Here is a 12,443-nt window from a genome sequence, read left to right as displayed (position 1 = left end):
CCCTCTGATTTTAGTGTTTACGCGAATACTGCTGGGGCCGCTTTGCGGCCCGATCGCGACACAAGGCCGCTCCTACAGACGTGGCGCGTCAGGTATGATCGATTCATCCTGGCGGATTCGCCAGGGCCTCCATTACACGCAGGCCTTGTCCTCGACACCGTTGAAGAGCGGGTAGTCACGCAGCTGCGCCGGTGACAGCGGCCGGCTGAAGTGGTAGCCCTGGGCGATATCGCAGCCGGCAAGCTTCAGGCACACCACTTGTTCGCGGGTTTCCACGCCTTCGGCCACCACTTCCAGGCCCAGGCGTTTGGCAAGGATGATGGTGGACGATACGATCGGGCTGTCGTCGTGGCTGTTGGACAGAGGCGCAATCAGCGAGCGGTCGATCTTCAGCTTGCTCAGTGGCAGCGAATGCAGGTGGGCAAAACCGGCGTAGCCGCGGCCGAAATCGTCCAGGCTGATGCCCAGCCCGGCGTCGCGCAGGGTGTGCAGGTGCGCCACCGCCGTGCCTTCGGGGTCGAGGATGGTGGTTTCGGTGATTTCCAGCTCCAGCCGCTGCGGGGCGATGGCGTACTGCTGCAGTTCGCTCAGTAGCCGTGCAGCGAAGTCTGCCTGGCGTAGCTGCAGCGCAGATACATTGACCGCCAGCCGCGTCTTCCGGCCTTGGGCGTCCCAACCCGACAGGGCCTCGCAGGCCAGGCGCAACACCTCCCAGCCCAGCTCGACAATGAAGCCGCTGCGTTCGGCCAGGTCAATGAACCGGTCAGGGTACAGCAGGCCGAACTCGGGGTGGTCCCAACGCACCAGCGCTTCGTAGCCCAGCACCTGCTGGGTGTCGAGGCGGATCTGTGGCTGGTAGTGCAGCACGAACTGGCGCTCGGCCAGGGCGCTGCCGAAGGCCTGTTCGAGGGTGAAGGCGTGGATGTCGGCCAGGTTCAGCGACGGGTCGAAGAAACGGTACTGCGCGCGCCCGGCCTGCTTGGCCGAGTACATTGCGGCATCGGCACTGCGGATCAGGCTGTCGATGTCCTGGCCGTCGCGCGGGCAGATACTCACGCCCACGCTGGGGCTGGTGTTGACCTCCTGGCCGTCCAGCGCATAGGTGGCCGACAGCTTCTGCACCAGTACGCGGACCCAGGCATTGATCTGCTCCTCGCTGCGCTCGCCGGCCAGCAGCACCACGAACTCGTCGCCACCAAAGCGCGAAGCCTCGTCGCCGGGCTCCAGCAGGCGCTGGATACGCCCGGCAACGGCCTGCAGCAGCAGGTCGCCGATCTTGTGCCCGAGCGAGTCGTTGATCGACTTGAAGCGGTCCATGTCGATGAACAGGATCGCCATCAGCCGGCGCTTGCCGCGTTGCCGGGTCAGCACCTGGCCAGCCACCTCGACGAACTGGCGGCGGTTGTGCAGGCCGCTGAGGTGGTCGGTGGCCGCGGCATGGCTGCTGCGCCGGTGTTCGTCCTCGAGGCGGTCGATCAACTGCTGGTTGACCTGCTGTGCCTGTTCCAGCGCGCTGAAGGCCTCCTGGCGCTTGCGCAACAGGCGCAAGGTCCACAGCAGGCTGGCGAGGATCATCAGGGTCATGCTCAGGTTCAACCAGAACTGCCGGGAATAGGCAAGCGTCGAGGGCGCGAGGATTTCGTCCTGGCGCTGGCTGACCACCACGCTGAAACCCCGCTCGGGCAGGCGCCGGTACAGGCTCTGGTAGGGGGCGCCGGCCGCGTACTGGGTCAGCATGCCTGCTTCACTGCCGCTGTCCGGCAGCCCGGGCAGCAGTGCGTCACCGGCCACCACGCCGCTGCTATCGATGCGCACCCGCTCCAGGCCGTCATCCTGCAGCAGGCGCACCAGCCCGCTGCCGCCCAGGTCGATGTGCTGCAGCAGCACCGCCAGGTAGCCGATGTCCAGCTGCACCACCAGGATATTGTCGATTTCGCGACCCGGCAGGTTGGTCAGCGGTAGCAGGAAGGGCAGGTGCCGGTTGGGCACGGTGGTCGCTTGCCCGGGGGGCTGCACGCTGGGCAGGAACGGTTTGAAACCGTAGCGGGCAACGTGCCGCTGCAGCTGGCGCAGCCAGTCTTCGGGTAGCTCGGCGGCCTCGTCGGCATGGCTGGCCGACAACAGCCGGCCTTGCCGGTCGTACAGGCTCATGCGCTTGAATACCGGGTCTTCGGCAAGCATGCGCGCCAGGCTGACGCTGCCCTGGCTCAGCATCTTCATGTCGTCCTGGGCGACCCGGCCCACGGCCTGGGCGCGATCCACCAACTGGCGCAGGCTTTCGCCAACGATACTGGCCAGGTTCAGGTGCTCGGCGGCCTTGGCCGACAGCGCGTCCTGGCGGGCGGCAACCTTCTGCGAAACATGCAGTCCCCAGACAAAGGCCAGGGTGGCTGCACAGAGCATCAGGATCAGCAGCCGCAGAAGGCTGGCGGATGAAAGCGAACGGCGAATCACTGCTGATAGTTCCCGACCCTGGGTGATGGTCGAAAAATACGACAGTAAGATGACAGCCTAATGACTGGTGGCCAATTGCCTTTAAGGATTTCCCTTATCGGCCAGCGGCGTCTGCAGGCGCGCAGTTTCTTCCTCCATGTAACTCATCAGCGCGCTGACTTCGGTATCGCCCAGGCGCATGTTGGGCATGGCCACGCGGTTGTATTGTTCGTACAGCAGCATGGCCAGGGGGTCTTTCTGGGCCAGCATCTGGTCGGGCTCCTTCAGCCAGCGGGTCAGCCAGTTGGCATCACGCTGGCGGGTCACGCCGAGCAGGTCGGGGCCGATGCCGGGTTGTCCTGGCTCGGCATTGCCCAGGGTGTGGCAGGACGAGCAGCGGGTACGGAAGAGTTGCTCGCCACTGCTGGGTGCGCGCACCTCGGGAGCCTGGGCGTAGTCATTGGCCATGGCACTGGCCTGTTTCCAGTTGTGCAGGCTGTTGCCCAGGCGGTCGGCGAGAATGTACGGGTTTTCGAAGGGCGAGGCCTTCATCCAGCGGCCGGTGGCCTGGTTGCCGATGATCAGGCTCAGGTTGTGGTCCTTGGAGCGGCCGTTTTCCAGGCCATCGATGTACAGACCCAGGCTGCGGCGCAATTGTTCGATATCGGCCGGCTCGCCGGTGAGCAGCGTCCAGCCGGGGCCGATACCAAACTTTTCGGCGTAGCGCTTGAGTGTGGCGGGGGTGTCGTTGTAGGGGTCGATGCTGATGGAGTAGAGGAAGATGTCCTTGCCGACCCGGTCACTGAGGATTTTCTGCACCTGGCGCAGGCGCGCGGTTTCCACCGGACAGGAGTCGGAGCAGCCGGTGAAGATGAAGTTGATGGCGACCACCTTGTCCTTGATCAGGTCGTCGAAGAAATGCACTTTCTCACCGTCCTGGGTGAGCAGCGGGATGTTGGGGAAGTAATCGGCGCCCCAGGGAGTTTCAGCTTCCTCGGCCACGGGTTGCTGTGGTTGCAACGGCCAGAACGGGATACTGGCGGCGAACAGCGAGAGCACCAGCAGGAAACGCCATGAACCGGACATGATGCGGTCCTCGTCGATAACGGTATTGGGGCTGCCCTGCAGCCCTATCGCCGGCAAGCCAGCTCCCACAGGTACTGCACAAGGCTTGGAGCCGACGCGGTCGAGGTGGGAGCTGGCTTGCCAGCGATGGGCCGCACAGCGGCCCCCGCTTTTCGATTACCTGATGCTGACTGGCGCCGTCACGCTCTGCCCCAGCGCCGATTTCACGGTCACGGTCGCCGGTGTGGCCGGGCCGCTGCCGGTGGTTGTGGTTGACAAGCGCCAACGGGCGCCGCTGGTAGTGGTACTCAGCGTGGCCGTACCCAGCAGCAGCGGGCCACTGGTGGTTGCCGCAGTCACGGTGATGCTGTTGCCGGTGGCCACCGTGGTGGTGCCCGAAATATCCCAGGTAAAGCGGTTGCCGCTGCGCACCTGCACCGTGGCACTGGTGACCTGGATCTGGTCGACCGCCGCTGCCGGGCTCACCGCAATGCTGACCGTGGCCGGGGCCACCGATTCGGCGCCCTTGGCGTCACGAGCCGTGTAGTTGAAGCTGGCGGTGAACGCTGTGGTTACCGTGGCCGGTGGGACGTAGGTGACCGTGCTGCCGTCGGTACTGGTAGTGCCCTGGCCGGAGTCCGGCTGGCTGAGGCCGACTACGGTCAACGGCAGGTTGTTTTCCGGGTCGGTGTCGTTGGCCAGCACGTTCAAGGTGATCTGCTTGCCGGCCGTGGTAGCCGCGCTGTCGTTGGCCGCAACCGGCGGTTTGTTGGTCGGGTCGTCGTTATCATGGTCTTCGGTGCGGAAGGTCGGCAGCCCAACCGAAGCCACGTACTCCACGCCATCCCAACCCGGTAGTGGGGTCGGCATCACCTGGAACTGGCCTGGGTGTTCCAGGTCCCAGCGCAGCAGCATCGACGAGTCTTCATGCTGGGTGTTGTGGCAATGTTCCATGTAGGTACCGGCGAATTCGCGGAAGCGGATGGCCATTTCCACCTCTTTGGACGAGTCGGTATCCGGCCCTATGCGATACACGTCCTTGCGCGCCCATTTTTCCCATTCTGGCGGGGCCTTGCCGTCGCGACTGAGGATCACGCCTTCCTCGAAGTGCACATGCACCGGGTGGCTCCAGCCATTGCCGCCATTGATGATCTTCCACACTTCCAATGTGCCGTCGCCGCTGAAACCGCCGTCGGTAGACTGCTGGGCCAACTGTGGCGCCGCGTTGATGCGACGTGGGTCCATGGAGTAGCCAAAGCTGCCATCTGTCTTGATGGTCCAGGGCTGGGTGTCGGTACCGTCCGAGCGGCCGAAGATAAACTCGCGATGGCGGGCATCCTTGAGCTTGGCCTGGTCGGTGGCCGAATTACGGTCTATCGGCAGCGGCAGCATTTTCAGGCCTTCGGCCTTGCCCGGTTTGGCCGGCTCATAGGCAACCGGGTCCATGCTCAGGTCCTGGCCGCTGTAGGGCTGAACCACGAACTGCATGAACTTGCCGATCGCCGGGTCGCCGTTGTCCCACTCAGGCCCATTGCTGGTCTGCTTGATTACCGCCTTGTATTTTTCCGACAGCACATCGGCCAGGGCAATGGTACCCTCCGGGCCCTTGCCGCTCTGATGTTCCTCCAGGTTGACCAGGTACAGCTTGTCGCCGACCTTGATGCCGTGTTTGGCGAAGTTGATGATGATGTCGTAGCGTTCGGCGATACCCTGCAGCGGCAGGACGCCGTTGTTGTCCTGCAGGTTGCCGTCACCGTTGAGGTCCATGGTGCCGTCGAACGGCACGGTGTGTTCCATGATGTTGCCGTCGTTGGCGATCATGTGGAACGGTACCCGCGCGTATGAAAGGTTGGAGCCGGTAGGGCCTTTGAACTCGCCGCTGTTGCCGGCGATCTCCCGCACGACGGCAAGCTTCAGGTAGCGCGACACCGAGCCATTGAGGATACGGAAGCGGTAGCTGCGCGCGCGTACCTTGAGCGTTGGCCGGTACTGCCAGTTGACCAGGATCTGGTCGCCGAGGAAGCCATCGGTGTTGAACGGGTTGAACCACAGCTGGCCGTTGGCATCCCAGGCCTTGTCGGCGATCACCAGGTTGACGTCGTAGTCGCGGTTACCCCACGGCATGCCCGAGCCACTGGGGAAACGCAGGTTGACGCCATCCTGCAGGGCCTCGTTGCCGCGGTCCAGGGCGCTGTAGTAGTTCATCATCACGGCGTTGCCCTTGTAGACGTTCTGCGCCGTGAAATCCATCATGTGGTCGTGGAACCAGTGGGTGCTCATGGTTTCGCGCCAGTCACCACGAATCTTGATGCTGCCGTTCTGGCAGGTTTTCAGGCCGGGGTTGGCATCGTTGACGAACAAGGTTTCGCCCGCCGAGCAAGGGAACGCAGCGCGTGGGTCTTCGGCACGGGTGTTGATGGTGTCATACCCAGCCAGTTGCAGCGGCCAGCGGTAATCGTAGTACTGCCCCGGGAAGAAGTAGGCGTTTGCATAGCCATCGCTCTCGGCCGGGGAGTGGCCGTTGTGCTCATGGGTCGAAAGGGTGTGCAGGCCAAACCCGGCGTTGGCCGAGGGGTCGATCGGCAACGCGTTGTAATGGCGCATCAGGATCGGTTGGCCATAGCGCACCATCAGCAGCTTGGGCGGAAAGGTGCCGTCGAAGGTCCATAGCGACTTGTGGTTTTGCAGCGGCATCTTCGGGTGGAAGCGGGTGTCGATGCCCTTGGTGGTGCCCAGTGTGTTCGGGATATCGGAAGTCTGGTAGTACAGGCCGCCCGGGGCGAACTCGCCAACTGCATAGTTGTGCAGCTGCTTGCGGTCACGCAGGCCGAGGTTGATGCGCGCACCGGCCTGGGCGGTCTTGAACCCCGCCTGCGGGTAGAACTCGTTCCAGCGCTGGTGCGACCAGCCTTTTCCTGGTGGCCGGCCTTCCGCAGGCGAACCGACCGGTTGGCGGTTGAGGAACATCTCGATCTGCGCCTTCCATGGGTTGCGGTCGAGCACGTTGGAATACTGGGTCGGGAAGGGGTACAGGCCCGGCTGTTTGAGGAAGGCTTCCAGGGCTGTACCGCTGGGGCCGCTGCGGGCCACCACGTTGGGGTCCTGCGCTGGTGCCGCGCCCAGGGTCGGCACCGGGAAGGTCAGAGTGGGCGGCGGCAGCGTGGGGTCGAGCCTTTCCGTGCCGAATTCCTCGAACAGCAGTAACTGCTGGGTAAACGGCAACGCGCCGAACAGCGGGCTTGGCTTGCCATTGGTGGGGTATTTTTCCCCGGTTTGCAGGGCCGGTGGCAACACGTTGTTTGCGCTTACCGTGTTGCGGTCACCGTAAACGCCATCGGTCAGTTCGAGTGAGCCTTGATTCGCCTCTGGCATGCTATAGAGGTCCAGCAAGGGCTGGGTCGGGTCAGTCGGCTGGTCAGTGTAGGCCGACGGGTCGGTCGGCGGGGGCATGCTGTTGTCGTCCATGGGCGCCGCTGTCGCCGTGACCAGCCCAAAGCCGAGCATCAGCGTAGCGACGGTGGACAGCTGGAATGCATGCCTTGCAGGGTGGATAACGGCAGGTGTTTTCATAGCCTTGCGCCTCGTTTGCGCCGTCATGGCTTTTTGCCCGTTTCTGGGGCTGGAGCAATGGGTGTGCCAACCCAAATACGAGGAATATGTTTCTAAACAAATCCTTGTGGCGCCTGATGCGCGCTAAATGCCACGGCGTCAAAAATGGGTGAGAGCCCCATTAGTGGGTCACCCATTGCCCACAGATTGGGTGGTGACAGCCGCGGCGCCCTGGGGTATACCTGAGCGCCACCAAGGGGAGCCCGGCAACGGGCTGAGAAACCGCTGGATGCTGTAGCGCGGTGACCCTTCGAACCTGATCCGGATCATGCCGGCGAAGGGATGGGACTTTGAAACCTGCCTTTTTGCCGGCCTCACTGCGAGGCCCGTCCATGCCAATCACCGCGGTCTCGCTGTCACCCCCATCAAGGACAGCAACATGACCGAACGCTTCAGCCAGTCCCTGCGCCGCCGCAGCGAGCCGACCTGGTCGGCGGCCGTTGGCCACCGCTTCGTCACCCAATTGTGCGACGGCAGCCTGCCGGACCCGATCATGGTCGACTACCTGGTGCAGGACCACCGCTTCCTTGACAGCTTCCTGACCCTGCTGGGCGCGGCCATCGCCACCGCCGACACCTTCGAGGCGCGCCTGCGCTTCGGGCGCTTTGCCGGGATGATCTCCAGTGACGAGAACACTTACTTCCTGCGCGCCTTCGAGGCCTTGGGGGTAAGCGCCGCACAACGCAGCGAACCAGCCGACACCGTCCCGACCGCAGGCTTCAAGGCGATCATGCGCGAAGCGGCGGCCACCCGGTCCTATGCGGCCGCGCTGGCGGTGCTCAACGTCGCCGAAGGCCTGTACCTGGACTGGGCGTTGAAGGCGCCAAAGCCGATGCCGGACAACTTCGTCCACGCTGAATGGATCACCCTGCACGACAACCCGGCATTCCAGGACTTCGTTGCCTTCCTGCAAGCCGAACTCGACCGCGTCGGCCCGCAGGACGCCGTGCTGGCGGGTGACTTCTACCAGCGCACCGTGGCGCTGGAGCTGGCCTTCTTCGATGCTGTCTACCCGGAGGATAAATGAGCATGGATATCTTCGACCGCCTCAAGGCTGCCGCCACGCCGCAGTGGAACAGCTACGTCGACCACGAATTCGTGCGCCAGATGGGCGAGGGTACGTTGAGCGAAGCCGCCTTCCGCACCTACCTGGTACAGGATTACCTGTTCCTCATCCAGTTCGCCCGCGCCTGGGCACTGGCTGCCTACAAGAGCCGTCGACCGGCCGACATCCGCGCCGCGCAGGCCGGGCTGGCGGCGATTCTGGATGAAACCGAGCTGCACTTGCGCCTGTGCGCGCGCTGGGGCCTGACCCAGGCTGATATCGAGGCCGCGCCCGAACACCAGGCCACGGTTGCCTATACCCGCTATGTGCTGGACTGCGGTGCCGCGGGTGACCTGCTGGAGTTGCATGTGGCGCTGGCGCCTTGCGTGATCGGTTATGCCGAGATTGGCCGGGCGTTGTCCGAGCGGATTGGCGATCTGAGCAATCACCCGTACCGCGAGTGGATCGCCGAGTATGCCGGCGAGGGCTACCAGGGTGTCGCCACAGCGGCGCGCAAGCATCTGGACGAGCTGGCAGCGCGGAGCATGACCGAGCAACGGTTTGCCGAGCTGGCGGGAATTTTCGGCCAGGCGTCCAGCCTGGAGGCGGACTTCTGGCAGATGGGGTTGGACGGAGCCTGATTTGCTGCCTGCGCCGGCCCTATCGCCGGCAAGCCAGCTCCCACAGGTACTGCACAGACTTCAGGGCTGTGGTTTACCTGTGGGAGCTGGCTTGCCGGCGATTGGGCCAGTAGCAAATACCACAAGGCTTGGGCCACTATGCTGGTAGGGCCACCCGCAAAGCCCAGGGAGAAGCATCATGAACATCATCAACGCACGCCTGCGCGGCAAGCCTGGCCTGTTCCGCATCGAACTCAGCGGCGAACGCATCGCCGCCATCGTGCCCCAGGCCGAAGGGGTGGCGGCGCGCGCTGCCGATGACCTGGATGCCGGGCAGAACCTGGTGGTGGCGCCCTTTATCGAACCGCACATCCACCTGGACGCCACGCTGACCGCCGGCGAGCCGCAGTGGAACATGAGCGGGACCCTGTTCGAAGGCATCGAGCGCTGGGCCGAGCGCAAGGCAATCACCACCCACGACGACATCAAGAACCGCGCAAAGAAGACCATCGGCATGCTGGTGGATCATGGCATCCAGCATGTGCGTACCCATGTCGATGTCACCGACCCCACCCTGACTGCGCTAAAGGCCATGGTCGAAGTGCGTGACGAAGTGCGCCACCTGCTCGACCTGCAGATCGTCGCCTTCCCCCAGGAGGGTATCGAGTCGTACGCCAACGGCCGGGCGCTGATGACCGAAGCGGTGGCCATCGGTGCCGACGTGGTCGGCGGCATTCCACACTTCGAGAACACCCGCGACCAGGGCGTGTCTTCGGTCAAGTTCCTGATGGACCTGGCCGAACGTACCGGCTGCCTGGTGGATGTGCATTGCGACGAGACCGACGACCCGCAGTCGCGCTTTCTCGAAGTGCTGGCCGAGGAGGCGCGGGTGCGCGACATGGGCGCCCGGGTGACAGCCAGCCATACCGTGGCCATGGGCTCGTACGACAATGCCTACTGCTACAAGCTGTTCCGCCTGCTCAAGCAGTCGGGTATCAATTTCGTATCTTGCCCGACCGAGAGCATTCACCTGCAAGGGCGTTTCGACAACTACCCGAAACGCCGCGGCGTCACCCGCGTGGCCGAACTCGACCGGGCCGGGATGAACGTGTGCTTTGGCCAGGATTCCATCGTCGACCCTTGGTACCCGCTGGGCAATGGCAACATCCTGCGTATTCTCGAGGCCGGCCTGCACATCTGCCACATGCTTGGCTACGAAGACCTGCAGCGCTGCCTGGACCTGATCACCGACAACAGCGCCCGCACCCTGAACCTGGGCGAGCGTTACGGCATCGAAGTGGGGCGGCCGGCCAACCTGTTGCTGCTGTCTGCGCCGGACGATTACGAAATGGTGCGCAGCCAGGGGCATGCGCTGGTGTCGGTACGCAACGGCAAGGTGCTCATGCGTAGAACACCTGCCAGGGTTGAACACTACAGCTGACGCTCCCTGCTTCAGCATTCTGCAGCGCCCCGCCGGCTTGAAGCCGAGCGGGGCGCTTTGCTGTCTGGCGTACTGGTTTATCCCCGCGCACAGCTCCCAGGAACCATTAACATGCGATAAGCCGTGATTATTCCACCATAGGAAATGTTTGCACGGGCAACTGCTTGTATTCATAATCGGTATGTAATTACATGGTACATAACACGGTACAAAATCGTAGGAGCAAGCATGGCCCGGGGCGGTATAAACAAGGTTGTAGTGCAGCAGGCACGTCAGGCGCTGATTGCCCGGGGCGAGAACCCCAGCATCGATGCGATACGTATCGAGCTGGGCAACACCGGCTCCAAGACCACGATTCACCGCTACCTGAAAGAGTTGAACGGCCAGCAACCCGTGGCTTCCGAGGGCGGCATTGCGCTGAGTGACGTGCTGAGCCGAATGGTCGGGCAACTGGCAACCCAGCTGCAGGACGAGGCCGACCTGAAGATCGAGCAGGCCGAAAGCGCCTTCACTCGACAGCGCGAACAGCTGGAGGCACAACTGGCCATTGCCCAACAGGCACTGGCTGCGGCGCACCAACAGCAACAGATCGATGTGGCCGCACTGGCCGCCGAATCGGAAAAACTGCTTTCCACCCAAAGCACCCTGCAGGCCGAACAGCTGCGCAGTGCCAGCCTCAACCAGTCGCTGGGCGAGCTGCAGGTGCGCCTGGCCGACAAGGAGGAGCAGGTAAAATCACTGGAAGACAAGCACCGTCATGCACGCGATGCGCTGGAACACTATCGCAACGCCAGCCGCGAACAGCGTGAACAGGAGCAGCGCCGCCACGAAGCGCAGCTGCAACAGTTGCAGGTGGAGTTGCGACAACTGCAGCAAGGCATGATCGTCAAGCAGGACGAGCTGACCCGCCTGCACCGCGACAACGAGCGCTTGCTGGGTGAGCATCGCCAGGCCGCCAGCGCCTGCAGGGCGCAGGACGAATTGCTGGAGCAGCGTGATGCGCAGATCCAGGGCTTGCGCACGATCCTGGCCCAGGCGCAGGGTGCAAGCGAGGAAATGCGTCGGCAGCTGGATGTGCAGGCACAGAACCTGGAGGCCAGGCGCGACTTGTGCACGGAACAGGCTCGCCAGTTGCGGCAGCTTGAAGAGCAACTCAAGGCACGAGACGAAGCGCTGCACCAGTGTCAGTCGCAGTTGTCTGCCGCCAACGCGGCGCAGTAACTGCGAAAAGGCCCTGTGGGAGCGGGCGTTTCGAGGCGTCGAACCGCCGCGAACACCGGCGGAGCCGGTGCCTACAACGCGTTGGGCCCTTCGCGGGCACGCCCGCTCCCACAGGGAATGTGACACGCTTTCGAACCTTGTTCCCTGTGCGACAAGGTTGGGCGGGAGGGCGCGCTCAGCCTTCGGCTTGTCTGGCTGCCTCCACACCTGCCGCCGATAGCTTGATGGGGTAGTTCACGCTGATCTGGTGGTCGCTGCTCACCGCCACGCTGCCATCCTGGATCAAACCGGCCTCCTGCAGCGTCTTGAGCATGCCGGCCACGGCTTTCTCGCCCCGGTAGTTGTCCAGCACTTCCTTGCCCAGCCCTTGGGGGTGAGCGTGCAACAGGCGAGTCAGCACTTCGGCTTTCAATGCATCGTTACTCATGGCGGGCCTCACTTGCCGTGTTTGGCCTGAAGCGCCTTGGCATGCTCCAGATGCTGTTCGAGCTTGGGCAGGGTTTCGCTGGCAAAGGCCTTCAATTCAGCCTTGTCGGAAGATGCGGCTTCCTTCTTGAACAACTCCACCGCCTTTTCGTGAGCGTCGACCTGGTTGTTGACGTAAGACTTGTCAAACGACTCCTCTCGCCATTCCAGGATCATTTTCTTGACCTTGTCGGTTATTGCCGCCTCATCGGGTACGGAGATGTCGAGCTTGCGAGCGATGTCGCCGAGTTTCTGATTGGCCTTGGTGTGGTCGCTGACCATCTGCTGGGCAAAGGTCTTGATTTCGGCATTCTGAGTTTTTTCCAGAGCCAGCTTGCCGGTGACCACTTCGGCAATACCGGCCTCGGTGGCCGCTTCGACGAAGTCATCGGAACTCGCCGCCATTGCCTGCACCGATGCCAAGCCCAACACCATGGAAAAACCGACACGCTTGATGAAGAGACTGCTCATGCTTCACTCCTTAAACCGTGGCGCGACCTCAGTGTCGCGTACGGTTGAGGGTGAATGGGGAGCAAAGGTTTAA

9 protein-coding genes and 1 riboswitch are annotated in these 12,443 nt (G+C 63.2%); of the genes, 4 read left to right on the top strand and 5 right to left on the bottom strand.

All coding sequences use genetic code 11. The annotated features are described in order from the left end of the window. Positions 1-132 precede the first annotated feature (132 nt). The 3 genes from GYA95_RS09615 to GYA95_RS09605 form a co-directional block, all read right to left on the bottom strand. Entirely contained in the window at positions 133-2,454 is a 2,322-nt protein-coding gene (locus GYA95_RS09615) for a putative bifunctional diguanylate cyclase/phosphodiesterase (RefSeq protein ID WP_015270366.1), read from the bottom strand. Between the two features lie 81 nt (positions 2,455-2,535). Continuing rightward, entirely contained in the window at positions 2,536-3,519 is a 984-nt protein-coding gene (locus tag GYA95_RS09610; RefSeq protein ID WP_043936156.1) for an SCO family protein, read from the bottom strand. 156 nt (positions 3,520-3,675) lie between these two features. Further along, positions 3,676-7,068 carry an Ig-like domain-containing protein gene (locus GYA95_RS09605; protein WP_015270364.1) on the bottom strand — a complete coding sequence of 1,131 codons (3,393 nt, stop codon included), beginning with the start codon at positions 7,066-7,068 and terminating at the stop codon, positions 3,676-3,678. Positions 7,069-7,292: 224 nt separating this feature from the next. Next, a riboswitch (TPP riboswitch) is annotated at positions 7,293-7,407 on the top strand. 79 nt (positions 7,408-7,486) lie between these two features. Between GYA95_RS09605 and GYA95_RS09600 the strand changes: the two genes are divergently transcribed. From GYA95_RS09600 to GYA95_RS09585, 4 genes are all read left to right on the top strand, one after another. After that, positions 7,487-8,134: a TenA family protein gene (locus tag GYA95_RS09600; protein ID WP_015270363.1), complete on the top strand. Its 648-nt coding sequence runs from the start codon at positions 7,487-7,489 to the stop codon at positions 8,132-8,134. After that, entirely contained in the window at positions 8,131-8,793 is a 663-nt protein-coding gene (gene tenA / locus GYA95_RS09595) for a thiaminase II (protein ID WP_043935631.1), read from the top strand. Before GYA95_RS09600 ends, tenA begins: the two co-directional genes overlap by 4 nt. Positions 8,794-8,971: 178 nt before the next feature. Further along, complete coding sequence (gene codA / locus GYA95_RS09590) at positions 8,972-10,213, top strand: cytosine deaminase (RefSeq protein WP_015270361.1); 1,242 nt, start codon at positions 8,972-8,974, stop codon at positions 10,211-10,213. 228 nt (positions 10,214-10,441) lie between these two features. Then, a complete protein-coding gene (locus GYA95_RS09585; RefSeq protein WP_161551381.1) occupies positions 10,442-11,434 on the top strand; it encodes a DNA-binding protein in 993 nt (330 codons plus the stop codon). A gap of 175 nt (positions 11,435-11,609) precedes the next feature. Here the strand turns inward: GYA95_RS09585 and GYA95_RS09580 are convergent, their stop codons facing one another. Continuing rightward, positions 11,610-11,861 (bottom strand): hypothetical protein, encoded by a 252-nt coding sequence (locus tag GYA95_RS09580; protein ID WP_015270359.1) that lies wholly within the window; start codon positions 11,859-11,861, stop codon positions 11,610-11,612. A gap of 8 nt (positions 11,862-11,869) precedes the next feature. After that, positions 11,870-12,370: a DUF4142 domain-containing protein gene (locus GYA95_RS09575; RefSeq protein WP_013972651.1), complete on the bottom strand. Its 501-nt coding sequence runs from the start codon at positions 12,368-12,370 to the stop codon at positions 11,870-11,872. Positions 12,371-12,443: the final 73 nt, after the last annotated feature.

The organism is Pseudomonas asiatica (genome assembly GCF_009932335.1).
GTDB classification, from domain to species: Bacteria; Pseudomonadota; Gammaproteobacteria; order Pseudomonadales; family Pseudomonadaceae; genus Aquipseudomonas; species Aquipseudomonas asiatica.
The sequence above is the reverse complement of the archived record's forward strand: the minus strand, read 5'-3'. Positions and strand labels throughout refer to the sequence as shown.